19 protein-coding genes are annotated in these 24,949 nt (G+C 72.0%); 5 read left to right on the top strand and 14 right to left on the bottom strand.

Annotated features, from left to right (window positions below):
- Positions 1 to 65: 65 nt before the first annotated feature.
- A complete protein-coding gene (locus tag ACH45E_RS33635; RefSeq protein ID WP_361450995.1) occupies positions 66 to 1,310 on the top strand; it encodes an MFS transporter in 1,245 nt (414 codons plus the stop codon).
- A 75-nt stretch (positions 1,311 to 1,385) separates the two neighbouring features.
- On the opposite strand, the gene ACH45E_RS33640 is transcribed toward ACH45E_RS33635, so the two are convergent.
- The 10 genes from ACH45E_RS33640 to hrcA form a co-directional block, all read right to left on the bottom strand.
- Positions 1,386 to 2,378, bottom strand: a complete 993-nt coding sequence (locus tag ACH45E_RS33640) for an adenosine deaminase (protein WP_361450998.1) — start codon at positions 2,376 to 2,378, stop codon at positions 1,386 to 1,388.
- A gap of 20 nt (positions 2,379 to 2,398) precedes the next feature.
- Complete coding sequence (locus ACH45E_RS33645) at positions 2,399 to 3,304, bottom strand: ribonuclease Z (RefSeq protein WP_361451001.1); 906 nt, start codon at positions 3,302 to 3,304, stop codon at positions 2,399 to 2,401.
- A gap of 6 nt (positions 3,305 to 3,310) precedes the next feature.
- A complete protein-coding gene (locus tag ACH45E_RS33650) occupies positions 3,311 to 3,676 on the bottom strand; it encodes a histidine triad nucleotide-binding protein (protein ID WP_361451004.1) in 366 nt (121 codons plus the stop codon).
- Between the two features lie 258 nt (positions 3,677 to 3,934).
- Complete coding sequence (locus tag ACH45E_RS33655) at positions 3,935 to 7,156, bottom strand: S41 family peptidase (protein WP_361451007.1); 3,222 nt, start codon at positions 7,154 to 7,156, stop codon at positions 3,935 to 3,937.
- Positions 7,157 to 7,202: 46 nt separating this feature from the next.
- A complete protein-coding gene (locus tag ACH45E_RS33660; protein WP_361451010.1) occupies positions 7,203 to 7,778 on the bottom strand; it encodes a hypothetical protein in 576 nt (191 codons plus the stop codon).
- Between the two features lie 296 nt (positions 7,779 to 8,074).
- Complete coding sequence (locus tag ACH45E_RS33665; protein WP_361451013.1) at positions 8,075 to 8,467, bottom strand: VOC family protein; 393 nt, start codon at positions 8,465 to 8,467, stop codon at positions 8,075 to 8,077.
- 16 nt (positions 8,468 to 8,483) lie between these two features.
- The gene (locus tag ACH45E_RS33670; protein WP_361451016.1) at positions 8,484 to 9,236 is read right to left on the bottom strand and encodes a 16S rRNA (uracil(1498)-N(3))-methyltransferase; all 753 of its coding nucleotides are present in this window, start codon (positions 9,234 to 9,236) and stop codon (positions 8,484 to 8,486) included.
- Entirely contained in the window at positions 9,233 to 10,306 is a 1,074-nt protein-coding gene (locus ACH45E_RS33675; protein WP_361451019.1) for a nitronate monooxygenase, read from the bottom strand. Before ACH45E_RS33675 ends, ACH45E_RS33670 begins: the two co-directional genes overlap by 4 nt.
- 99 nt (positions 10,307 to 10,405) lie before the next feature.
- A complete protein-coding gene (gene dnaJ, locus ACH45E_RS33680; RefSeq protein ID WP_361451022.1) occupies positions 10,406 to 11,542 on the bottom strand; it encodes a molecular chaperone DnaJ in 1,137 nt (378 codons plus the stop codon).
- Positions 11,543 to 12,559, bottom strand: coding sequence for a heat-inducible transcriptional repressor HrcA (gene hrcA / locus ACH45E_RS33685; protein WP_361451025.1), 1,017 nt, complete (start codon positions 12,557 to 12,559; stop codon positions 11,543 to 11,545). It lies immediately after the preceding gene.
- A 173-nt stretch (positions 12,560 to 12,732) separates the two neighbouring features.
- Here hrcA and ACH45E_RS33690 point away from each other — a divergent pair, with 173 nt between their 5' ends.
- Both ACH45E_RS33690 and ACH45E_RS33695 read left to right on the top strand, forming a co-directional pair.
- Positions 12,733 to 13,470 carry an MBL fold metallo-hydrolase gene (locus tag ACH45E_RS33690; protein ID WP_361451027.1) on the top strand — a complete coding sequence of 246 codons (738 nt, stop codon included), beginning with the start codon at positions 12,733 to 12,735 and terminating at the stop codon, positions 13,468 to 13,470.
- A gap of 31 nt (positions 13,471 to 13,501) precedes the next feature.
- Positions 13,502 to 14,317 (top strand): DUF3097 domain-containing protein, encoded by an 816-nt coding sequence (locus tag ACH45E_RS33695; protein WP_361451030.1) that lies wholly within the window; start codon positions 13,502 to 13,504, stop codon positions 14,315 to 14,317.
- Here ACH45E_RS33695 and ACH45E_RS33700 read toward each other — a convergent pair.
- From ACH45E_RS33700 to ACH45E_RS33710, 3 genes are all read right to left on the bottom strand, one after another.
- Positions 14,295 to 14,873, bottom strand: coding sequence for a Uma2 family endonuclease (locus ACH45E_RS33700; RefSeq protein WP_361451033.1), 579 nt, complete (start codon positions 14,871 to 14,873; stop codon positions 14,295 to 14,297). The genes ACH45E_RS33695 and ACH45E_RS33700 overlap by 23 nt on opposite strands.
- 99 nt (positions 14,874 to 14,972) lie before the next feature.
- Positions 14,973 to 16,205 (bottom strand): radical SAM family heme chaperone HemW, encoded by a 1,233-nt coding sequence (hemW, locus tag ACH45E_RS33705; RefSeq protein ID WP_361451036.1) that lies wholly within the window; start codon positions 16,203 to 16,205, stop codon positions 14,973 to 14,975.
- Positions 16,206 to 16,232: 27 nt separating this feature from the next.
- On the bottom strand, positions 16,233 to 18,137 hold the full coding sequence (locus tag ACH45E_RS33710) for a SpoIIE family protein phosphatase (protein ID WP_361451039.1): 1,905 nt from the start codon (positions 18,135 to 18,137) through the stop codon (positions 16,233 to 16,235).
- Between the two features lie 263 nt (positions 18,138 to 18,400).
- On the opposite strand from ACH45E_RS33710, the gene ACH45E_RS33715 reads away from it, so the two are divergent.
- On the top strand, positions 18,401 to 22,402 hold the full coding sequence (locus ACH45E_RS33715; RefSeq protein WP_361451042.1) for a HAMP domain-containing protein: 4,002 nt from the start codon (positions 18,401 to 18,403) through the stop codon (positions 22,400 to 22,402).
- Positions 22,399 to 22,920: a response regulator gene (locus tag ACH45E_RS33720; RefSeq protein ID WP_361451045.1), complete on the top strand. Its 522-nt coding sequence runs from the start codon at positions 22,399 to 22,401 to the stop codon at positions 22,918 to 22,920. The genes ACH45E_RS33715 and ACH45E_RS33720 overlap by 4 nt, the downstream gene beginning before the upstream one ends.
- Here ACH45E_RS33720 and ACH45E_RS33725 read toward each other — a convergent pair.
- Positions 22,883 to 24,757 (bottom strand): long-chain fatty acid--CoA ligase, encoded by a 1,875-nt coding sequence (locus tag ACH45E_RS33725; protein WP_361451048.1) that lies wholly within the window; start codon positions 24,755 to 24,757, stop codon positions 22,883 to 22,885. The two genes, ACH45E_RS33720 and ACH45E_RS33725, sit on opposite strands and share 38 nt — an antisense overlap.
- Positions 24,758 to 24,949: the final 192 nt, after the last annotated feature.

The raw sequence follows: 24,949 nt of genomic DNA on the forward strand, positions 1-24,949 counted from the left end.
GTCCGTCGACGGCCTGCGCCAATCCCCCTTCTGAGCCGCTCCTTTCGCATGCCCTGGGAACGCCCGTGTCCTCCCCCCGCACCACGCCCTGGCCCCTCGTCGCCCTTTTCACGGCCGGGTACCTCGCCCCGTACCTTCTGCCCACCACCGTCGGCAGACTCGACTCGGGGCTTCCCCTCTCCGCCACCCAGGCCGGGGCCATCGGCAGTGCGCTGCTGCTGAGTTCGGCGGCGGCAGGCTTCCTGCTGGCCTCCAGGGTGGAGCGGATCGGGGCCCGCGCGCTCGCCCGGATCGGGCTCGCGCTGGCCGTTCTCGGCTACGGCGGGGCCGCGCTCACCGGTGCGGTACCGGCCGTCGTCGTGGGCGCGGTCCTCGGCGGGTTCGGCTCGGGCACGGTCACCGCGGTGGCCGCCACCGGGATCGCCGCCCAGAGGGATCCGCACCGGGTCACCACGCTCGGCCTGCTCTGCGTCTCCGCCCTCGCGGGCGTCGTGTACCTGACGGTCCCGCACCTCGGCCCGGGCCACGGGCAGCCGCTGGCCGCGATCGCGATCGCCGCGCTCGCGGTGTGGCCGCTCACCGGCCGCCTGTCCGCCCCTGCCGCCGCTGCCCGCGGCCACGTCGCACGGGGTCCCCTTCCCCACCCGCGCTCCGGTCTGCTCCTCGCCGCCGCGATGCCCTGCTGGTCCCTGGCCCAGAACGCCCTGTGGGGCGTCAGCGGCCGGATCGGCCTGGCCCAGGCGCACCTCACCGAGGTGACCGTCGGCGCTGTGTTCGCGATCGCGCTCGGCGCCGGGCTGCTCGGGGTCGTCGGGGCGGGCGCGCTCGGGCCGCGGCTCGGGCGGGCGGTGCCGATCGGGGCGGGTACGGCACTCATCGCGGCCTGTATCGCGCTCAGCGCCTCGGCGAGGAACCTGCCGACCTTCGCGGCGGGCGAGATCGCCTGGAACGCGCTCTACCCGGTCGTGCTGTCGTACCTGATCGGCCTCGCCGTCTCCCTCGACCCGCGCGGCCGCTGGGCGGTCCTGGTCGGCTCCGCCGGCTCACTGGGCACGGCGGCGGGTCCGCTGGCCGGCAGCCTGTTGTCCGCGCGGGCGGGTTTCCCCGTCATGGGCGAGGTCCTGGCCGTCGGCCTGCTGCTGATCGCGGCGCCGATGACGGCGGTGGCCCTGCGCACGACCCGGCACCCGCTGCCGGTCGCCGCGACGGTGGAGGTCGTGGAGGTCCCGGTGGACACCCCGGCCACCACAGCCCGCCAGGCCTACGAGACCGCGTCCCCGAACTCGTACGCCGCCATTTCCACGAACTAGTCCCCGGGGTGCCGTCGCGGGGCGGCAGCCCCCCAGCGACGCCCGCACCGGCGCCGGTCCCCCGAGCCACGGCGCTCAGCCGAACTCGTACGCCTCGACCTCCGCGAGGTAGCGGGCCCGGAGTTCCTCGTCGTCCTCCAGGAAGGAGGCCAGGAAGGAGTTGCGGGCCAGTTCGCGCAGGCGTTCCTCGTCGAGGCCGAGCGCCGAGCGCACGGCATCGAAGTTGTCACCGGCGTAGCCGCCGAAGTAGGCCGGGTCGTCGGAGTTGACCGTGCAGAGCAGGCCCGCGTCGAGCATGGCGGGCAGCGGGTGGTCGGCGAGGACGTCGACGGCGCGGAGCCGGACGTTGGACAGGGGGCACAGGGTCAGCGGGATCCGGTCGCGGACCAGCCGGGCGACCAGCGCCGGGTCCTCCACGCAGCGCAGGCCGTGGTCGACGCGCTCCACGCCGAGCACGTCCAGCGCCTCGGTGATGTACTCCGGCGGGCCCTCCTCACCGGCGTGCGCCACCCGGCGCAGTCCGAGTGCGGCGGCGGCCTCGTACACCTCGCGGAACTTCACCGGCGGGTGGCCGACCTCGGCGGAGTCGAGGCCGACGCCGGTGATCCGGTCGAGGTAGGGGCGCGCTGCCTCCAGGGTCTCCATGGCCGACTCGGCGGACTCGTCCCGCAGGAAGCACATGATCAGCTTGGTGGAGACGCCGTGGTTCTCCACGCTGCGGCCGAGCGCCCGCCAGAGCCCCTCCACGACCGTGCCCATGCCGACGCCCCGGGAGATGTGCGCCTGCGGGTCGAAGAAGATCTCCGCGTGCCGCACGCCCTGGGCGGCGGCGCGGGCGAGGTAGGCGTCGGCCAGGTCGGCGAAGTCCTGCTCGGTGCGCAGGACGACCATCAGCTCGTAGTACAGGTTCAGGAAGGACTGGAGGTCCTCGAACTGGTACGCCTTGCGCAGCTCGTCGGTGTCCGCGTACGGCAGGGTGACGCCGTTGCGCCCGGCGAGCCGGAACGCCAGCTCGGGCTCGAGGGTGCCTTCGATGTGGAGGTGCAGTTCTGCTTTGGGGAGGGACATCAAAGCATCGTACGGCCGCTTTAGCGCCGTTTCGGAACCGGCACCCTCTGAAGATCGTGCGCCACGGTCAGCTCGCCCTCGAACCCGGCCGCCCGCGCCTGCCGCTCGAATTCGTCCGGTTCGGAGTACCGCTGGCTGAAGTGGGTCAGGACGAGGTGGCGGACGCCGGCGTCCCGGGCCACCCGCGCCGCCTGGCCGGCCGTCAGGTGGCCGTGCTCTACGGCGAGGTTCTCGTCCTCGTCGAGGAAGGTGGACTCGATGACCAGCATGTCGCAGCCCTCGGCGAGCGCGTGCACGCCGTCGCACAGCCGGGTGTCCATGACGAACGCGAACCGCTGCCCGCGCCGTACCTCGCTGACGTCCTCCAGGGCGACCCCGTCGATCGTCCCCTCCCGCTGGATGCGGCCCACGTCCGGCCCCTTGATGCCGTGCGCGGCGAGCCGTTCGGGCAGCATGCGGCGCCCGTCGGGCTCGATCAGCCGGTAGCCGAAGGACTCCACGGGGTGGGAGAGCCTGCGGGCCTGGAGGGTGTACGAGGCGGTCACCGCCAGGTCGCCGTCGGCGTCGACCGGTGCCTCGGCGAGGTCGACCGTCTCCCGGTAGGCCGTCGCGTGCCGCAGCCGGTCGAAGAAGCGCTGCCCGGAGTGCGGGAAGTGGGCGGTGACCGGGTGCGGGACCTGGTCGAGGTTGATGCGCTGGATGACCCCGGCGAGCCCGAGGGAGTGGTCGCCGTGGAAGTGGGTGACGCAGATCCGGTTCAGGTCGTGCGCGGCGACCCCGGCGCGCAGCATCTGGCGCTGCGTGCCCTCGCCGGGGTCGAACAGGATGCCCTCGCCGTCCCAGCGCAGCAGATAGCCGTTGTGGTTGCGGTGCCGGGTCGGGACCTGGCTGGCGGTGCCGAGGACGACCAACTCGCGTACGGACATGGCTGCTTATCCGGGGGGCCACTGGAGGCCGCGGCCGCCGAGGACATGGGCGTGCGCGTGCCAGACGGTCTGGCCGGCGCCGGTGCCGGTGTTGAAGACGGTGCGGTAGCTCTCCAGCTTCTCCTCGTCGGCGACCGCCTGGGTCTCGGCCAGGACGTCCGCGGCGAGCTGCGGTGCGCCGGCGGCGAGCGCGGCGGCGTCCCGGTAGTGCGCCTTGGGGATCACCAGGACGTGGGTGGGCGCCTGGGGGTTTATGTCGCGGAAGGCGACGGTCGTCTCGGTCTCACGGACGATCGTCGCCGGGACCTGCCCCGCGACGATCTTGCAGAACAGGCAGTCGTCCTGCGGTGCGCCGCCTTCTTGCCCTGCCATGCGTGTGCCTCCTCACGCCGGTGATCCAGTACGGGGGCATCGTAGCGACCCGGGGTCTGAGGGGGCCTTGCACTATGCCCGCCCGGGTCGCGCGGCCTGGCACCGCACCTCGCCGCGTTGCCGAAAAGCCCTAGTAGCTCCTCCCCCACTCTCGACTCCGCTCGAGCGGGGGGACCCCCATCCAGGGCTCTCCGGCGCCTTGCGATGCACGGCACCAGACCACGCGACCTGATCGGACGCTCATAGCGCAAGGCCCCCTCAGTCCAGGTCCGGCAGTGACGGCGGGGTCTTCGCCGGGTTGTCCTCCAGCGCGGCCAGCGCCATCCGCACCGCCTCGTCCAGCTGGACGTCCCGGCCGGCGGCCCAGTCCTGCGGGCGCTGGACCACCTCCACGTCCGGGTCCACGCCGTGATTCTCCACGCTCCAGCCGTAACCCTCCAGCCAGGTCGCGTACTTGGGCTGGGTGATCAGCGTGCCGTCGACCAGGTGGTAGCGGCTGTCGATGCCGATGACGCCGCCCCAGGTGCGGGTGCCGACGACCGGACCGATGCCGAGCGCCTTGATCGCCGCGTTGACGATGTCGCCGTCGGAGCCGGAGAACTCGTTGGCGACCACGACGACCGGGCCCCGGGGCGCGTCCTGCGGGTAGCTGAAGGGCCGCATGCCGCGCGGCAGGTCCCAGCCGACGATCCGCCGGGCCAGCTTCTCGACGACCAGCTGGGAGGTGTGGCCGCCGCGGTTCTCCCGGACGTCGACCACGATTCCCTCGCGGGCCACCTCCACCCGCAGGTCGCGGTGGATCTGGGCCCAGCCGGGGGCCTGCATGTCGGGTACGTGGAGGTAGCCGAGCCGGCCGCCGGAGCGCTCGTGGACGTGCGCGCGCCGGCCGGCGACCCAGGCGTGGTAGCGCAGCGGTTCCTCGTCGGCGACCGGGACCACCACCGCGTGCCGCGGCTCGCCGCCGCCGGCCGGTGAGACGGTCAGCTCGACGGCCTTGCCCGCCGTGCCGACGAGCAGGGGGCCGGGGCCGGCCACCGGGTCGACGGGGTGGCCGCCGACCGCGACGATCGCGTCCCCCGCGCGCACGGCCACGCCGGGCGCGGCGAGCGGAGCCCGGGCGTTCGGGTCGGAGGTCTCCGCGGCCAGGACGCGGTCGATGCGCCAGCTGCCGTCCTCGTGCCGGGAGATGTCGGCGCCGAGCAGCCCCTGACGGGCGCCGCCGCCGTACGCGCCGTACGGCGTGACGTACGCGTGCGAGGTGCCGAGTTCGCCGTGCACCTCCCACAGCAGGTCGACGAGGTCGTCGTGGGTGGCGACGCGCTCCAGCACCGGACGGTAGCGGTCGAGGACGCCGTCCCAGTCGATTCCGCCCATGTCCGGCCGCCAGAAGTGGTCGCGCATGATGCGGCCGGTCTCGTCGTACATCTGCCGCCACTCGGCCGCCGGGTCGACGGTCTGCCGCACCCGCGTGAGGTCGACGGTGACGGAGGTGTCGCCGTCGTCGTCGGTGCCGGCGCGCCGGTCGCTGGGGACGACGCGGAGCCGGCCGTCGGTCCACAGCAGGACGCGTTTGCCGTCGCCGCTGACCTCGAAGTGGTCGGCGTCGGCGGCGAGGTGCTCGATGCGCTGCTGGGCGAGGTCGTAGCGCTCCAGCTCGGTCTTCGGGTCGGGGTCGTCGGGGGTGGCCCGGGAGGCGCCGAGGACGCCGCGCACCGGGTGGCGCAGCCACAGCACCCCGTCCTTGGCGGCGCGCAGGTTGGAGTAGCGGGCGGCCTCGACCGGGAAGGGCACGATGCGGTCGGCGAGCCCCTCCAGGTCGATCCGGGTGGCCGGGGTGCCCTCGCTGTCCGGGGTCTCGTCCTTGTCGGGCGCGTCGAAGGGACGGCCGTGCCGCTGCGGGCCGAACGGCGAGGGGGTGGTCGCGGCGAGGGTGATCAGGTAGGGGCGGGAGCCGACCACGAAGGCCAGGTCGAAGACGTGCTCGTCGTAGACCGGGTCGAAGGCGCGGGCGGAGAGGAAGGCGAGGTGCTTGCCGTCGAGGGTGAAGGCGGGCGCGTAGTCCTGGAAGCGCAGCGGGGTCGCGTCGGTGACCGACAGGTCGGTGGTGTGGGCGAGGCGCAGCTGGGACAGGGGGCGGGGGCCGGGGTGGGACCAGGCGAGCCAGGCCGAGTCGGGTGAGAAGGCCAGCCCGGAGACGTCGCCGTCCTCGCTGCGGTCGACCTCGCGGACCTCGCCGGTCTCCCGTTCGACGAGCAGCAGCCGTCCGTCGTGCGCGGCGACGGCGGCCCGGCTGCCGTCGGGGGCCATGGCCAGCTCCAGGACCCGGCCGAGCTGTCCGGCGGCGATGCGCCTGGGGGTGGCGCCGGGCGCGAGTCCGGTGGCGGGGGCGAACTCCAGGGCGTCATCGCCCTCCGCGTCGGTCACCCACACCACCCATTCCTCTCCGTCGGCGCGGAAGGCCCGTGGCAGCCGGGCCCGGACGCCGGGCCGCGCGGCGAGCGCGCGGGCGGGTCCGGAGCGGTGGGTGACCCAGTGGACGGCGCCGCGCACCTCGACGGCGCTGCCGCGCGCGGTGTGGTCGGGGGCGGCGGAGTCGAACCAGCGGCCGGCGTTCACCGGGTGCGGCTGGAGGTCCACGCGCGGCCCGCCGAGCCGGATGTCGAGCCGCCGTGGCTCGGCGCCGTCCAGGTCGTCCAGGAGCCACAGTTCACCGGCGGCGGTGTAGACGACGCGGGTGCCGTCGCCCCCGGCGTGCCGGGCGTAGAAGCCTTCGAGAGGGGTGTGCCGGCGCAGGTCGGAGCCGTCGGCGAGGGAGGAGTACAGCGCTCCGGTGCCCTCGTGGTCGGACAGGAAGGCTATGCGCTCCCCCGCCCACACCGGGTACTCGATGTTCCCGTCGAGTTCCTCGTGCAGCCGTACGAACTCGCCGTCGCCCTCGATGTCGATCCACAACTTGCCCGCCGTACCGCCCCGGTAGCGCTTCCACCAGGCGGCCTCGCGGCCCATCGGCGCGGACAGCAGCACGGTGGCCGGGCCGTACGCCACGTTCCCGACGGGCCCGTAGGGCAGGGCGGTGGCGGGTCCGCCGTCGAGCGGGACCGCGTGGGCCCAGCTGCGGCGCAGGCTGGCCTGGCCCTGGGTGCTGAGCGCCAGGACCTGCCCGTCAGGGGTCCAGCCGCGCACCTGGGTGCGCCAACTCCCCCAGTGTGTCAGCCGCTTGGCCGGGCCGCCGGTGACGGGCGCGACGTGCACCTCGGGGGCGCCGTCGCGGGTGGAGGTCCAGGCGACCGTCGTGCCGTCCGGGGATATGCGGGGGTGGGTCACCGGTACGTTGTCGGCGCTGACCCGCCAGGCCCGCCCGCCGTCGAGTGGGGCGAGCCACACGTCGTCCTCGGCGGTGAAGGCGACCAACTCGCCTTGTGCATGCGGGAATCGGAGGTATGCCGGGGTTGCCGCTGTGGTGGATGCGCCCTGGGTCACGCGATCACCCTACGCAGCGGAGGGCGTCCGCGGGTCCGGTTTCCGATCACTTGCCCTCGACGGGCCAGCAGGTCGGGTCGCCCTTGCACCAGATGGTCCTGGTGACCGTGACGGTGACGGTGGGACGGGGCTGCCCGTTCGAAGGCCGGTAGGTGACGGGCGGGGTGTACGTGGGTCCGGGCTTGGCGTCGCAGTTGCCCAGCCCGTCCACGTGGAACCACCGCTTGCCGCCGACCTTCGCGGTGAGATCGCCGCGCACGCACGCCCCGTCGACGGCCTTGGTGACCTTGCCGGTGACGGTGATCTTCCGGCCGTCGTCCGTCTGCCCCTGGCAGTCGACGGTGACGACGGTGCTCTCGCTCGGCGACGGTGTCTTCCCCGGCGTGTAGCCCTTGCCTCCGTAGCTGCCCGTGCAGGTGAGCCACTGCACCTTCACGTGCTGCCGCTCCAGCTCCGCGGTCGCGGTCCTGTCCGTCGTGTACGCCACCGACGCCGAACTCAGATCGGTCGGCTGGCACGCCACGACGCCGCCCACGGCCACCGCCGCGAGCCCCGCCACGGCCGCCGCGCGCGTCGCCCGCGTCCGGCGGGGCCGGTACCGAATATGCCTGAAAGCCCCCATGCAGGGCAGAGTGCCACCGACGGGAGCGGGGCGGTAGGGCGCATATGGCCACTCGAGTGTTCGGGTGCCTCACCTTCGAGTGTCTCTCCGGTGTTCCGGTCCCCAGGCTGCCCCGGTGCGCAGTGAACGCAGGGTCAGACAGCTCGTCGACGGCCAGGGGGCGATCCACCGGTGGACGGTGCGGCACCGTCACGGGGACGGCGCGTACGCCCGCTCGGCGGGCTGGTCTTCGGCCCGCCGAGGGCCGACCAGGCCGGTTCGTGCCCGACGGGCGGCTGCGCTCCCGGCGGTCGTCGTCAGGTGCGCAGCAGCAGCCACTCCTGGAGTTCGACCAGGTTGCCCTCCGGGTCCTTGAGGTGGGCGACTCGCATGCGTTCGGTCATGGGGGCCGGGCCGTGCAGGAGGGTGGCGCCGCGGCCGGCGATCTCCGCGCAGTAGGCGTCGAGGTCGTCGACGCGCAGGACCACCAGGGAGCGGTGGCCGGTCGCGGTGTCGCCGAGTTCGTCCAGGACCTCGGCCATCATCGAGCGGTCCTGCAGCGCGATCCCGGCGGAGCCGGTGGCCGGGCTGAACTTCTCGTACGGTCCCCCGGTCGCGCCGGACTGCGGCTTCAGGCCGAGCACGTCGGCGTAGAACCGGTAGCAGGCGGCGAAGTCGCTGACCAGCAGCCGTACTTGGGCGAGTTCCACGGTCTTCCCCCAGCGGTCAGGACCAGCGGCCGGTACGGCCCAGGAGCAGGGCCGCCGCCGCGGTCCCGGCGGTCGATGTACGCAGTACGGTACGCCCGAGCCGGTACGCCTTCGCGCCCGCCTGCTCGAAGAGCGCCAACTCCTCTGGAGAGACGCCTCCTTCGGGTCCGACCACCAGCACGATCTCGCCCTCGGCGGGAAGTTCGGCGGTGGCCAGCGGCTCGCTCGGGTAGTCCCGGTCCTCGTGCAGGACGGCGGCGAAGTCGGCTTTGGCGAGAAGCTGGGCAACCTGCTTGCTCGTCGCCGCGTCCGCGACGTCCGGGAAGCGCAGCCGCCGGGACTGCTTGCCGGCCTCGCGGGCGGTGGCGCGCCACTTGCCGAGCGCCTTCAGACCGCGCTCGCCCTTCCACTGGGTGATGCAGCGGGACGCCGCCCAGGGCACGACCGCGTCGACCCCGGTCTCGGTCATCGTCTCCACGGCGAGCTCACCGCGGTCGCCCTTGGGCAGGGCCTGGACGACGGTGATACGGGGGCTGGGCTCGGGTTCCACCGGGAACTCGAAGGGCTCGACGACCAGATGGTCCTTGCCCTCCACGCTGAGGACGACCCCGGCCGCCCCGCGGCCCTGCCCGTCGGTGACCACCACGTCCTCGCCGGGCTGCAGCCGTCGTACGGAGACCGCGTGCCGCCCTTCGGGGCCCGTCACGTCGATGACCGAGCCGGGGCCCACACCCTGAAGGGAGTCGACCACGAAGACCGGCGCGGTCACCGGGCACCGCCCTGGGCCGACGCCGCCGTCGCCGCCTCGGCCTCGGCGTTCAGCACCTCGACCAGCTGCCCGGCCGGCAGGTCGCGCGCCATCCGGTGTCCCTGGCCCGCCCACAGCGCCATGCCCTGCGCGTCACCGGCCTTCGCGGCGGCCTTGCGCAGCGGCGAGGTGAGGTGGTGGACCTCCGGGTAGGCGGCGGGGGCGTACGGGCCGTGCTCGCGCAGGAACCGGTTGACCAGGCCGCGGGCGGGACGGCCGGAGAACGCGCGGGTCAGCTCGGTGCGGGCGAACAGCGGGTTGGTCAGCGCCTGCTTGTGCAGGGCGTTCGCGCCGGACTCGGGGGTGGCGAGGAACGCGGTGCCCAGCTGGGCCGCGCTCGCGCCGGCCGCCCTGGCCGCGGCGATCTGGCTGCCGCGCATGATGCCGCCGGCGGCGACGATCGGGATGCTCACGCTCTCGCGGACCTGCGCGATCAGCGAGAGGAGGCCTATCCCGGAGCCGTCGGTCTCCCGGACGTCCCGGTGGGCGCCCTGGTGGCCGCCGGCCTCCACGCCCTGCGCGATGACCGCGTCGGCCCCGGCCCGCTCCACCGCGAGGGCCTCCTCGGCGGTGGTCGCGGTGACCAGGGTGAGGGTGCCGGCCCGGCGCAGCGAGTCGAGCACGTCCCGGCTCGGCACGCCGAAGTGGAACGAGACCACCGGCACCGGGTTGTCCAGCAGCACGGCCAGTTTGGCGTCGTAGCCGTCGTCCCGGCCGCTGTCCGGGTCCCCGAGCTCGGTCTCGTACCAGGCGGCCTCGCCGGCCAGCTGATGGGCGTAGACCTCGACGGCACCGGACTCGGCATACTCCGGCTGCGGCATGAAGAGGTTCACGCCGAAGGGGCGGCCGGTCAGGCTCCGCAGCTGCTTGATCTCCTGGTACATGCCGTCGGCGGTCTTGTACCCGGCGGCCAGGAACCCGAGGCCCCCCGCCTCGGACACGGCGGCGGCGAGCTGCGGCACGGAGACACCGCCCGCCATGGGGGCCTGCACGATCGGATATGCGAAGAGATCGGTCAGTGCGGAGGACATGACGGCATGTTGTCACGTCCTCCGAACAAGTCCGAATCCGGGCTTCCCCTGACATATGCCAGGGGCATTGTCAGGGGTCAGAGACCATAAATCGGGGCCTCAGCGCCCGTTGAACGCATCCTTCAACCGCGAGAACAACCCCTGCTGCCCCGGCTGGAACTGCCCCTGCGGGCGTTCCTCCCCACGCAGCTTGGCCAGTTCCCTCAGGAGGCGTTCCTGTTCGGGGTCGAGCTTGGTCGGGGTCTGGACCTCGACGTGGACGATGAGGTCGCCCCGGCCGCCGCCGCGCAGGTGGGTGACGCCGCGGGCGTGCAGCGGGATCGACTGGCCGGACTGGGTGCCCGGGCGGATGTCGACCTCCTCCAGGCCGTCCAGCGTCTCCAGCGGCACCTTGGTGCCGAGGCACGCCGCGGTCATGGGGATGGTGACCGTGCAGTGCAGGTCGTCGCCGCGCCGCTGGAACGTGGAGTGCGGCAGCTCGTGGATCTCGACGTACAGGTCACCGGCGGGACCGCCGCCCGGACCGACCTCGCCCTCGCCGGCGAGCTGGATGCGGGTGCCGTTGTCGACACCGGCCGGGATCTTCACGGTCAGGGTGCGGCGCGAGCGGACGCGGCCGTCACCGGCGCACTCGGGGCACGGCGTCGGCACGACCGTGCCGAAGCCCTGGCACTGCGGGCAGGGGCGCGAGGTCATGACCTGGCCCAGGAACGACCGGGTGACCTGGGACACCTCACCGCGGCCGCGGCACATGTCGCAGGTCTGCGCGGTCGTGCCCGGCGCGGCACCCTCGCCGCTGCAGGTGTTGCAGACGACCGCCGTGTCGACCTGGATGTCCTTGGTCGTGCCGAAGGCAGCCTCGTCCAGCTCGACCTCGATGCGGATCATCGCGTCCTGGCCGCGCCGGGTGCGCGAGCGCGGGCCGCGCTGGGACGCCGTACCGAAGAAGGCGTCCATGATGTCCGAGAAGTTGCCGAAACCACCGGCCCCGAAGCCGCCCGCGCCGGCGCCGCCGGACTGCGAGAGCGGGTCGCCGCCGAGGTCGTAGACCTGCTTCTTCTGCGGGTCCGACAGCACCTCGTAGGCGGCGTTGATCTCCTTGAACCGCTCCTGCGTCTTCGGATCAGGATTGACATCCGGATGCAGCTCGCGGGCGAGCCGACGGAAGGCCTTCTTGATCTCTTCCTGCGACGCGTCGCGGCGCACGCCGAGAACGGCGTAGTAGTCCGTGGCCACTTACGACTCCGCCAGGATCTGTCCGACGTACCGTGCCACTGCGCGTACCGCTCCCATCGTTCCCGGGTAGTCCATGCGGGTCGGTCCGACCACGCCGAGCTTGGCAACCGCCTCGCCGCCCGAACCGTAACCGACCGACACCACCGACGTGGAGTTGAGTCCCTCATGGGCGTTCTCGTGGCCGATGCGCACGGTCATGCCCGAATCCTTCGCCTCGCCCAGCAACTTGAGCAGGACGACCTGCTCCTCCAGTGCCTCGAGCACCGGCCGGATAGTGAGGGGAAAGTCATGTCCGAAGCGGGTGAGATTGGCGGTACCGCCGATCATCAGCCGCTCCTCGTTCTCCTCGACGAGTGTCTCCAGCAGAGTGGAGAGCACGGTCGAGACCGTACCGCGATCCTCTGTGTCGAAGCCCTCGGGGAGGTCCTCGACCAGCCGCGGCACATCCGTGAACCGGCGGCCCGCGACCCGGCTGTTCAGCCGCGCGCGCAGGTCCGCCAGAGATGCCTCGCCGAACGGGGCCGGGCAGTCGACCATCCGCTGCTCGACCCGGCCGGTGTCCGTGATCAGCACGAGCATCACGCGCGCGGGGGCGAGCGAGAGCAGTTCCACGTGCCGCACGGTCGAGCGGGTCAGCGACGGGTACTGCACGACCGCGACCTGCCGGGTCAGCTGCGCGAGCAGCCGCACCGTGCGGGCCACGACGTCGTCGAGGTCGACGGCGCCGTCGAGGAAGTTCTGGATCGCCCGCCGCTCGGGGGCGGTCATCGGCTTGACGCCCGCGAGCTTGTCGACGAAGAGCCGGTAGCCCTTGTCGGTGGGGATGCGCCCGGCGCTGGTGTGCGGCTGGGCGATGTACCCCTCGTCCTCCAGGGCCGCCATGTCGTTGCGGACGGTGGCCGGGGAGACGCCGAGGCCGTGCCGCTCGGTGAGCGCCTTCGAGCCGACGGGCTCCTCGGTGCCGACGTAGTCCTGGACGATGGCGCGCAGCACCTGCAGCCTGCGTTCACTCAGCATCCGCGCACACCTCCAGAAAGTCGTCCCCTGCGGCCCTCGGGCCCTTCGCCTGGCACTCTGCGCTTGCGAGTGCCAGCATTCCCCGGCCCAGTGTACGGCCGTGGGGTACACCCCGGGCAAGGCCGGTTCGTGCCGCCGTGCCTGGGTGTCCTCGTACCCGCTAGCGTCGCGGTATGACCGTGACTTGGGAAGAGCTGGGGTGGGAACGGGTGGCCGCCGGGGTGGGACGGGTCCGGCTGCCGGGCTGGGACTGCACGACGGGGCTGGTCCTCGGCGAGGGTACGGCGCTCGTGGTGGACGCGGGGTCGAGTCTCGCCGAAGGCGCGCGCCTGCGCACGCAGGCGGAGGAGCTGGCCGGGGGCCGTGTGACCCATCTCGCGCTCACCCACCCCCATTTCGACCATGTGCTCGGTGCGGCGGCCTTCGCGGGCGCGGAGGTGTTCGCGGCGGTGGGCATGGACGCGCTGTTCACGCACGAGCGCGCGGAGCTCCGCCTGGACGCCGTCCGGCAGGGCCTGCCGGTGGCGGAGGCGGACGAGGCGGTGGACGCTCTTCCCGTGCCCCGCCATCTGGTCTCGGGCGAGTGGACCCTCGACCTCGGCGGCGGGCGGCAGGCGCTGCTGGCCAACGTGGGCCCGGGGCACAGCGCCCACGACCTCGCGGTCCTCGTCCCCGGCTCGGCTCCCGGCGAGCCCGAGGTGGTGTTCTGCGGTGACCTGGTCGAGGAGTCCGGCGAACCCCAGGCCGGGCCCGACGCCGTACCGTCCCAGTGGCCCGCAGCCCTCGACCGGCTGCTCGACCTCGGCGGCCAGGACGCGCTGTACGTGCCCGGTCACGGAGCGGTGGTGGACGCGGCGTTCGTGCGGCGGCAGCGTGACGAGCTCGCGGCGCGTTTCGGCGTGTCGCCCTGATGGCGGTACGGCTTCTCCTATCGTCTGCCGAATGCGCCAGTACTCCGCCGACCTGACCCCTCCATGGAAGAAGCCCAAGCCCGTCCCGGAAGTCCCGGCGGAGCCCGGTCTTGTCGTGGAGGAGCCGGGCACCGGCTTCTGTGGCGCGGTGATCCGCTGCGAGGCGGGCACGGTGACCCTGGAGGACCGCTTCGGCAAGCACCGGGTGTTTCCGCTGGAGCCGGGCGGGTTCCTGCTCGAGGGCAGGGTGGTCACGCTGGTGCGGCCGTCGTCGTCGGCTCCGGTACGTCCCACCCGTACCGCCTCTGGTTCGGTCGCCGTCCCGGGCGCACGCGCGCGCGTGGCCCGCGCCGGGCGCATCTACGTCGAGGGCAGGCACGACGCGGAACTGGTCGAGAAGGTGTGGGGCGACGACCTGCGCATCGAGGGCGTGGTCGTGGAGTACCTGGAGGGCGTGGACGACCTTCCCGCCATCGTTGCCGAGTTCGGCCCGGGGCCGGACGCGCGGTTGGGTGTCCTGGTGGACCACCTGGTGCCGGGCACGAAGGAGTGGCGGATCGCCGAGTCGGTCACGAGCGAGCACGCGCTGGTCGTCGGCCACCCGTACATCGACATCTGGGAGGCGGTGAAGCCGGCCGCCCTGGGGATCGAGGCGTGGCCGAGGGTGCCGAAGGGGCAGGACTGGAAGACGGGGGTCTGCCGGGCACTGGGCTGGCCGTCGGAGAACACCGGGGCGGTGTGGACGGCGATCCTGAAGCGGGTGGGGTCCTATAAGGACCTGGAGCCGGAGCTCCTGGGGCGGGTGGAGGAGCTGATCGACTTCGTTACGGATAGCGGTGGGGCCTGACGTTGGAGAACGTTCCGAACTCGGTGGTGTCGAGTTCGAGCCCGAGTTCCTCCAGCGGTAGGGGCGCCCCGAACTTGGTGACCTGCTGCCGCTGGTAGTCGGCGGCGTCTCCCTTCCCGACAGGCCTCGTCAATAGGACGCACTGGGCCATGACCGGGTCCACGATGAGGTAGACAGGCACCTTGCCGGCTGCATAAATCGACCGCTTGATCTCGTAGTCCCGCTGGACGCTGGTCTTGGAGACGACCTCGATGACCATCGTGACCAATGAGGACGGCAGCAGACGGCCCGAGGCGGGCCTGGCCTCCCGCTCGAGAACCACCAAGTCCGGTACTGGCTCACTGGCCTCATCGAGGATGTCGACGTCCTGGGTCTGCAGGCGAGACCACCGCTTACGTGGGATCTGGTCCAGCACGTCTTCCACGATCATGTTGTGCACAAGATCAGGGCTGGCCATCATCACGATTTCCCCCCGGAGAAGCTCGACCCTGACACCCTCGGGGGGCTGAAGCTCCTCGAAGTACTTGGTCATCCCACGCTCGTCCACAGCGGTCATCTCCGTGGCCTCCACATCCGCCGCGTCCTGTCGGCGGCAGCCTATGCACCAGGTTAGGGACCGAACCGGAGTTCCGGGGGGATTCACTCGCCGGAGTGATCAGTCCACCAGATCCCGCACCACCGCGTCCGCCAGCAGCCGCCCCCGCAGCGTCAGCACCGCCCGCCCCTGCTCATACGGCCCCGCCTCCAGCAGCCCGTCCGCCAGCGCCCGGCGCGATGCCGCGAGCCCGTCCTCCTTCAGCAAGGACACCGGCACCCCCTCCCGCAGCCGCAGCTCCAGCAGGATGCGCTCCACCCGGCGGTCCTCGTCGGACAGGAGCTCGCGCCCGGCGCCCGGTGAGTGACCGGAGGCCAGCGCTGCCGCATACGCCCCCGGGTGCTTCACGTTCCACCAGCGGACGCCCCCCACGTGCGAGTGCGCCCCCGGTCCCGCGCCCCACCAGTCGGCGCCCCGCCAGTACAGCTCGTTGTGGAGGCAGCGGGCCGGCTCGGAGGTGGCCCAGTTGGAGACCTCGTACCAGTCGAAGCCGGCCGCCGACAGCCGCTCGTCCGCGATCAGGTAGCGGTCGGCGTGGACGTCGTCATCGGTCATCGGGACCTCGCCCCGGCGGATGCGGCGGGCCAGCTGGGTGCCCTCCTCGACGATCAGGGCGTAGGCGGAGACGTGGTCGGGGCCGGCGCCGAGGGCCGCGTCGAGCGAAGCCCGCCAGTCGTCGTCGGACTCGCCCGGGGTGCCGTAGATCAGGTCCAGGTTGACGTGCTCGAAGCCCGCCGCACGGGCCTCCGCGACGCAGGCTTCCGGGCGGCCGGGGGTGTGCGTCCGGTCGAGGACCTTCAGCACGTGCTGCCGCGCGCTCTGCATGCCGAAGGAGATCCGGTTGAAGCCGCCCTCCCGCAGCCGCGCGAGGTACGCCGGGTCCACCGACTCCGGGTTCGCCTCGGTCGTGATCTCCGCGTCGGGCGCGAGCCCGAACTCGTCGCGGATCGCGCCCAGCATCCGTACCAGGTCGTCGGCGGCCAGCAAGGTGGGCGTACCGCCGCCGACGAACACCGTGCGGACCTCGCGCGGGTCGTCGCCGAGCACCTTGCGGGCCAGGCGGACCTCGTCGGTCAGGGTGTCCGCGTAGTTGTCGCGGGAGGCGAGCACGCCGCCGGTGCCGCGCAGCTCGGTGGCGGTGTAGGTGTTGAAGTCGCAGTAGCCGCAGCGGGTCGCGCAGTACGGGACGTGCAGGTAGAAGCCGAGGGGCCGGTCGGCGGCCCCGGCGAGCGCGGACGCGGGCAGGGCGCCGTCGGCGGGGACGGGCTCGCCGTCGGGGAGTGCGGAGGGCATGCCCTCCATTGTCCCGTACCGGCGGGGTTACTCCGCCTGCAGCACCAGCAGCGCCAGGTCGTCCTCCGGCAGACCGCCGCCGAACTCGTGCACCAGCCGGCGGATGCGCTCCGCTATCAGCTCGGCGCTCAGTCCCGCGCAGCCCGCGAGCGCCTGCGCGAGCCCGTCGCCGTCGTCGAACTGGCGGGAGCCGGAGCGGCGCTCGGTCACCCCGTCCGTGACGCACAGCAGGGTGTCCCCGGGGCGCAGCTCGAAGGTCTCGCTGGTGTACGTCTCGTCCTCGATGACCCCGAGCAGCGTTTGCGGCTTCGCGACCGTACGGACCCGGCCGTCGGGTCCGAGGAGCAGCGGCAGGGGGTGCCCGGCGGAGGCGAGGGTGCAGCGGATGCCGCCGTCGAAGGGGGCGAGTTCGCCGTACAGCAGGGAGAGGAAGCGGGTCTGCGGGCCGTCGCCGGGGGCGACGGGGCCGCCGCCGGCGGCGACCAGGGCGCGGGCGGCGGCGTCGGCGGCCTCGGTGGCGTCGTCCAGGAGGAGCTGGTTGAGGCGGTCGAGGACATCGGCGACGCGGTAGCCCTCACGGGCGAGGAGCCGCAGCCAGGGACGGGCGAGCCCGATCACCACGGCGGCCTCGGGCCCCTTTCCCTGTACGTCGCCGATCGCGAAGCACCAGCGGCCGTCGCCCGCCGGGAACAGGTCGTAGAAGTCGCCGCTGGGGCCGCCCTTGTCGCACGGCTCGTAGACGAGTGCGCTGCTCACGCCGGGGATCTCGGCGACCGCGCCGGGCAGCAGCCCGCGCTGGAGCACGGCGCTGATCGTGGCCTGGCGGGCGTACTGGCGGGCCGCGCCGATGGCCAGCGCCACCCGGCGGCCGAGGTCCTCGACCAGGCCGGTGATCTCGTCGGGGAAGGCCTGCGGTCCGCACCGCCCGATCACCAGCGTGCCCAGCGGCCGGCCGCCCGCGATGAGCCGGTACGCCAGCGCGGAGCCGTCCGTGCCGTGCGGGCCGAGCGCCTCGCCGGGCCAGGGGTAGGGCTCGGGGCCGGAGCGCAGCCCGTCCCGGGGGCACGGCGGGTCCTTCTCCAGGGCCCGGCGCAGGTCCTCGATGCGGTTCTCGCTGCCGTGCCACACCCGTGCCAGCCGGGGCCCGGCCGTCCCGGTCACGGTCGACTCGTCCTCCAGCCACACCGCGCACCAGTCGGCGAGCCGGGGCACGAGCAGCTGTCCGGTGAGCGCGGCGACGAGGTTCTCGTCGAGTTGTCCGGCGAGCAGGTCGGAGGCCTCGGCCAGGAAGGACAGGGCGCCCCGGCCGAGCCATTCGCGGTCGCGTTCGGCACGGTGGGGGTCGCCCCGCTCGAGTGCGGTGGACAACGGGGGCGGGTCGAAGGCGAGGATCCCGGCGACCTCGAGACCGCGTTCGGCGGCGTAGGCCTCGGGTTCCTCCGCGGCCGGCCTGTCCTCGGCGGGCAGCCGCGCCCAGACCGTCTTGGCGCCGGTGCGGTAGGTGACGCCCCAGGCCTCGGCGAGGGTGGCGACCAGGCGCAGGCCGCGCCCGTACTCGGGGGGCTCGTGCGGCGACTCGGTGCCGCCGCGGCGCGGGGCGCGGGAGGGGTGGTGGTCGCAGGCCTCGACGACGAGCGCGCCGCTCTCCTCCAGACGGCAGATCAGCTCGACGTCGGTGCCCGCGTGCACGACGGCGTTGGTGACGAGTTCGCTGACGACCACCAGGGCGTCGTCGGCGAGCCGTTGGGAGAGCGCGAGGCCGAGGTCGGTCCACTCGGCGAGCGCCGCGCGCAGCAGTGCGCGGGCGGATCCGGGCGCGAGGGGGCTTCCGGGAAGGGTCGCGCACATCTGCGTACACTCCCCCGCGCCCCCGTGCGCGGGCACGTCGGAGACACGGGGGACGGTTTCCCGTTGCGTCGGTATGGCGCCCATGGCCGGCCTCCCGAGCAGATCGGACGAAGTTCAGACGAATGCGTCTCGGTGACTGCGGACAGAGTGACAGACTGGCTGCGCCCATAAGCGCCGAGTCACCGAAGTGGGCCGCCATGAGTGAGAACACTGGCACGCGTGTGCTCGAAGATGGACAGAAAACGGCACAAGTCCGAGCATCCGAACCTCGTGCGCCCGAACCACGTGCGTCCGAGCCGTGCGCGTCCGGACCGAGTACGTCCGAACTGGGGCCGCTGCTCGCCGCGATGACCGCCGCCCGGGACGGTGACTTCACGAAGGTACCGGAGACGGGTCACGGGATCGTCGCCGAACTCGTCGCGGTCTACAACCAGATCATGGACCGCAGTGTGCACTTCAACTCGGAAGTGCGGAGGGTGAAGCGGGAGTTGGTGCGGCACGGCCGGCTCGACGAGCGGGTCTCGGCGAGCCCGGGGCAGGGTGCCTGGACGTCCCGGGTGCACGACGTGAACCAGATCCTGGACGCCCTGGTGGCCCCGGCGGCCAACGCCACGCGCGTGCTGGACGCGGTGGCCGGGGGCGATCTGACCCAGCGGGTCGATCTGCACGACGGCAGCCGTCAGTTACGGGGTGATCTGCGGCGGCTCGGCCGGGCGGTGAACACGATGGTCGACCAGCTGTCCCTGTTCACCGGCGAGGTGACCCGGGTGGCGCGCGAGGTCGGCACCGAGGGGCGGCTGGGCGGGCGGGCGAAGGTGCGGGGGCTGTCGGGCAGCTGGCGGGACGTGACCGAGGCGGTCAACACGATGGCGGCCCGGCTGACCGCGCAGGTCCGCGACATCGCCCTGGTGACCACGTCGGTGGCGCGCGGCGATCTGACCCGGACGGTGACGGTGGAGGCGACCGGCGAGCTGCTTGAGCTGAAGCTCACCGTGAACACGATGGTGGACCAGCTGTCCGCCTTCGCCGACGAGGTCACCCGGGTCGCCCGCGAGGTCGGCACCGAGGGCCGGCTGGGCGGCCGGGCGCAGGTGCGGGGTGTGTCCGGGGTGTGGAAGGACCTCACCGACAACGTCAACTTCATGGCGTCGAACCTGACTTCGCAGGTCCGCAACATCGCCCAGGTGACCACGGCCGTCGCCAACGGTGACCTGAGCCAGAAGATCACGGTCGACGCGCAGGGCGAGATCCTGGAGCTGAAGTCCACGATCAACACGATGGTCGACCAGCTCTCCGCCTTCGCCGACGAGGTCACGCGCGTGGCCCGCGAGGTCGGCACCGAGGGCAATCTGGGCGGGCGGGCGCAGGTGCGCGGGGTGTCCGGGGTGTGGAAGGACCTGACGGAGAACGTCAATTTCATGGCGGACAACCTGACCTCGCAGGTCCGCAACATCGCGCTGGTCTCGACCGCCGTCGCGCAGGGCGACCTCGGCAAGAAGATCACGGTGGAGGCGAAGGGCGAGATCCTGGAGCTGAAGTCGACGATCAACACGATGGTGGACCAGCTCTCCGCCTTCGCCGACGAGGTCACGCGGGTCGCCCGCGAGGTCGGCACGGAGGGCAACCTCGGCGGTCAGGCGCAGGTCCGGGGCGTCTCGGGTGTCTGGAAGGAACTCACCGACAACGTCAACTTCATGGCGCTGAACCTGACTTCGCAGGTCCGCAACATCGCCCAGGTGACCACCGCCGTCGCCAACGGGGACCTGTCGAAGAAGATCACCGTCGACGCGCGCGGTGAGATCCTCGAACTCAAGGACACCGTCAACACGATGGTGGAGCAGCTGCGCGCCTTCGCCGACGAGGTGACCCGCGTGGCCCGCGAGGTGGGCACCGACGGCCGGCTGGGCGGGCGGGCCCAGGTGCTGGGTGTCCTGGGGGTCTGGCGTGACCTGACCGACAACGTCAACTCGATGGCGGACAACCTCACTTCGCAGGTCCGCAACATCGCGCAGGTCACCACGGCCGTCGCCAACGGCGATCTGTCCAAGAAGATCGACGTGGACGCCCGGGGCGAGATCCTGGAGCTGAAGACCGCCATCAACACCATGGTCGACACGCTGTCCTCCTTCTCCTCCGAGGTCACCCGCGTGGCCCGCGAGGTCGGCAGCGACGGCCGGCTCGGCGGTCAGGCGCGGGTCGAGGGCGTGTACGGCACCTGGAAGCGCCTGACGACGAACGTGAACGAGCTCGCGTCGAACCTGACCACCCAGGTCCGCGCCATCGCCGAGGTCGCCTCCGCGGTCGCCCAGGGCGACATGTCCCGCTCGATCACCGTGGAGGCGCGCGGCGAGGTCGCCGAGCTGAAGGACAACATCAACCTGATGGTGGCCAACCTGCGCGAGACCACCCGGGCCAAGGACTGGCTGGAGTCCAACCTGGCCCGGCTGGCCGCGCTGATGCAGGGCCACCGGGATCTGATGGAGGTCGCCGACCTGATCCTGCGGGAGCTCACCCCGCTGGTGAACGCCCAGTACGGGGCGTTCTACCTGGCCAGCCCGGAGGAGGACCCGGCGGTGCGCAGCACCGTGCCCGCGAAGGGGCTGGCGTTCATCGCCGGGTACGGGTCGGCGGAGGGCGCGACCGTGGAGACCGGCGGTCTGCCGGTGCACGGCCTGGTCCGCCAGGCGGCCCGGGAGAAGAAGCGGATCCTGGTGGAGGAGGCCCCGCCGGACTACATCAAGATCAACAGCGGTCTGGGCGAGGCGGCCCCCACCACCATCGTCATCATCCCGATCCTCTTCGAGGACAAGCTCCTCGGCGTGATCGAACTCGCCTCCTTCTCCCGCTTCTCCGATGTGCACCTGGCGTTCTTCGACCAGTTCGTGAACACCATCGGCGTCGCCATCAACACGATCATCGCCAACTCCCGTACGGAGTCCCTGCTCGGCCAGTCCCAGCGGCTGGCGACGCAACTCCAGGAGCGCTCCGACGAACTCCAGAAGCAGCAGGCGGAGTTGCAGCGCTCCAACGCGGAACTGGAGGAGAAGGCCGCGCTGCTGGCGACGTCCTCGCAGTACAAGTCGGAGTTCCTGGCGAACATGTCGCACGAGCTGCGCACCCCGCTGAACTCGCTGCTGATCCTGGCCCGGCTGCTGTCCGACAACCCGGACGGCCATCTCTCCGACCAGGAGGTCCAGTTCGCGACGACGATCCACCGCTCCGGCTCCGACCTGCTCCAGCTGATCAACGACATCCTGGACCTGTCGAAGATCGAGGCGGGCCGCATGGACGTCCGCCAGAAGCGGCTGCCGCTGATCAAACTGCTGGACTACGTCCACGCCACCTTCCGCCCGCTCACCATCGACCGGGGGCTCGCGTTCGAGATCGCGGTCGGCGAGGCGGTCCCCCGGGAGATGTACTCGGACGAGCAGCGCCTGCAGCAGATCCTGCAGAACCTCCTGTCCAACGCGATCAAGTTCACCGCGGCGGGCCGGGTCGAGCTGCGGGTGAACCGGATGCAGGACCCGGAGCACCGGTACGTCCGCGACAGCGACGAGGTGATCGCGTTCGCCGTCAGCGACACCGGCATCGGGATCGCCCCGGAGAAACTCCCGGTGATCTTCGAGGCGTTCCAGCAGGCCGACGGCACGACGAACCGCAAGTACGGCGGCACGGGACTCGGCCTTTCCATCAGCCGGGAGATCGCGGGCCTGCTCGGCGGCCGGATCGTCGCGGAGAGCGAACCCGGCAAGGGGTCCACCTTCACGCTGTACGTCCCCGTCGCCGGCCCCGGTCACACGGTGGCGGGCCCGGCGGCGGACGACCGGGTGCCGGAACCGCCCTCGGCGGAGCCCTACGCGGCGGACGACTCCTGGCCCGCGCCCGCCCAGCTGGAGGCGTGGCAGACGGGCCGCGCCGGGCAGGTGCTCCCCGGCCGGCGGGTGCTGATCGTCGACGACGACATCCGCAACGTCTTCGCGCTCACCCATGTCCTGGGCCGCGTCGGCATGCCCGTGCTGTACGCGGAGAACGGCCGGGAGGGCATCGAGACGCTCGAACACCACCCGGACGTAGAACTGGTCCTGATGGACATCATGATGCCGGAGATGGACGGCTACGAGACGATCTCCGCCATCCGCCGCACCCCCCGCTGGGCGGGCCTGCCCATCGTCGCCCTGACCGCGAAGGCCATGCCCGGCGACCGGGAGAAGTCCATCGCGCGCGGCGCCAACGACTACGTGCCCAAGCCGGTGGACGTCGACCGCCTGCTCACCGTGGTCTGCGCGCTGCTGGACCCGGAGGGCGCGGCTCCGGCCGAGAACGGACCAGGTGAGGCACCGACACCATGAGTTTCGAGACCATACCCGGCGGCGGCATCCTCCTGGTCGACGACATGGAGGACAACCTGACCGCGCTGGAGGCCGTCCTGGGCTCCCTCAACGAACCCATGGTCCGCGCGCGTTCCGGCGAAGAGGCGCTCAAGGCCCTGCTCCGCCGCCGCTTCGCCGTCGTCCTCCTCGACATCCGCATGCCCGGCATGGACGGCTTCGAGACCGCCGCCAACATCAAGCGACTCGACCAGACCAAGAACACCCCGATCATCTTCCTGACCGGCGTGGAGGACGACTCCGGCTACGCCTTCCGCGGCTACGCGACGGGAGCGGCGGACTACATGACCAAACCGTTCGACCCGTGGGTGCTCCGGGCGAAGGTCAGCGTGTTCCTGGACCTGCACCGCAAGACGCTGGAACTGGAGCGTCTGCGCGCGGAGGTCCGGGAACTGCGCCAACTGGTGACCGAGACGGGTGAACCCGCCGGGTGCGCGGGACCTACGCCTCCCGCGACCCCGCGTACATCTCGTCGATGAGGTGCTTGTACTCCCGCTCCACCACCGGCCGCTTCAGCTTCAGGCTCGGGGTGATCTCGCCGTGCTCGACGTCGAGGTCGCGCGGCAGGAGGCGGAACTTCTTGATGGTCTGCCAGCGCTGAAGGCCGGTGTTGAGCTCCTTGACGTAGCCGTCGACCATCTCGACGGTGACCGGCGCGGCGACGACCTCGGCGTACGACTTGCCCTCCAGCCCGTTCTCCTTGGCCCACTCGAGGATCGACGGCTCGTCGAGGGCGATGAGGGCGGTGCAGAAGTTCCGGTCGGCGCCGTGCACGAGGATGTTGGAGACGTACGGGCACACGCCCTTGAACTGGCCCTCGACCTCGGCGGGCGCGATGTACTTGCCGCCCGAGGTTTTGATCAGGTCCTTCTTGCGGTCGGTGATGCGCAGATAGCCGTCGGGCGACAGTTCGCCGATGTCGCCGGTGTGGAACCAGCCGTCCGACTCCAGGACCTCCGCGGTCTTCTCGGGGAGCCCGTGGTAGCCCTGCATGATGCCCGGGCCGCGCAGCAGGATCTCGCCGTCCTCCGCGATGCGCACCTCGGTGCCGGGCAGCGGCTTGCCGACCGTGCCGGTGCGGTAGGCCTCACCGGGGTTGACGAAGGAGGCGGCCGAGGACTCCGTGAGGCCGTAGCCCTCCAGGATGTGGATGCCGGCGCCGGCGAAGAAGTAGCCGATCTCGGGGGCCAGGGCTGCCGACCCGGACACACACGCCCGCAGCCTGCCGCCGAAGGCCTCGCGGATCTTGGCGAAGACGAGCGCGTCGGCGGCCTTGTGCTTGGCGCCGAGGCCGAAGGGCACGGAGTGGGTGCCGGTGCGGCGGAAGTTGTCCTGCGAGACCTTGGCGTACTCGCGGGAGACCTGGGAGGCCCACTGGAAGATCTTGTACTTGGCGGGTCCGCCGGCGCGGGCCTTGGCGGCGATGCCGTTGTAGACCTTCTCGAAGATGCGCGGGACGGCCGCCATGTAGGTCGGCTGCACCACCGGCAGGTTCTCGATGATCTTGTCAACGCGGCCGTCGACGGCGGTGACGTGCCCGACCTCGATCTGCCCGGAGGTGAGCACCTTGCCGAAGACGTGCGCGAGCGGCAGCCACAGGTACTGCACGTCCTCGGCGCTGATCAGCCCGGTCGCGGCGGTCGCCTTCGCCATGTACGACCAGTTGTCGTGCGGGAGGCGGACGCCCTTGGGGCGGCCGGTGGTGCCGGAGGTGTAGATCAGCGTCGCCAGCTGGTCCTTGGTGATGGCGCCGACCCGCTCCTTGATCAGCTCGGGGTGCTTCTCCAGGTACGCGGCACCGCGCTGCTCGAGCTCGGCGAGGGTGAGCACCCAGTCGCCGGTCTCGACGCCGGCCGGGTCGATGACCACCACGTGGTGCAGCTCGGGCAGCTCGGAGCGCTTCTCGACCGCCTTGGCGAGCTGGTCGGCGTTCTCCGCGATCAGCACCCGGCTCTCGGAGTCGGAGAGGATGAAGGCCGACTCCTCGGCGTTGGTCTGCGGGTAGATCGTGGTCGTGGCCGCACCGGCGCACAGGATGCCCAGGTCGGCGAGGATCCACTCGACCCGGGTCGAGGAGGACAGCGCCACCCGCTGCTCCGGCCGCACGCCCAGCTCGATGAGACCGGCCGCGATCGCGTGGACGCGCTCGGCGGTCTGTCCCCAGCTCAGCGACTTCCAGTCGTCGGGGCCCTGCCCGGACGCCGGCGGCACGGGGTAGCGGTACGCCTCGGCGTCCGGTGTGGCGTCGACGCGTTCCAGGAAGAGGGCCGCGACGGACGGCGGACGGTTCTCGATCAGTGTCTGTGTGTCGCTCACGACATCCTCCGGGGCCCGCGGCGGTGCGGCTGTCAGTTGCGGCTTGGGTGACTCACGGCAGTGGTTCGGCCACTTGTTTAACTCGTGAGTAACTATCGAGCAGGGATCAGAGTAAAGCGCTACGGGCCGTCGCGTAAGGGGCGGCGGCATGTCATTTCATACAGAGAGCGACGCTACGCGCGCGTAGGGGCC

The organism is Streptomyces sp. NPDC020299, from assembly GCF_044387825.1.
GTDB lineage: Bacteria > Actinomycetota > Actinomycetes > Streptomycetales > Streptomycetaceae > Streptomyces.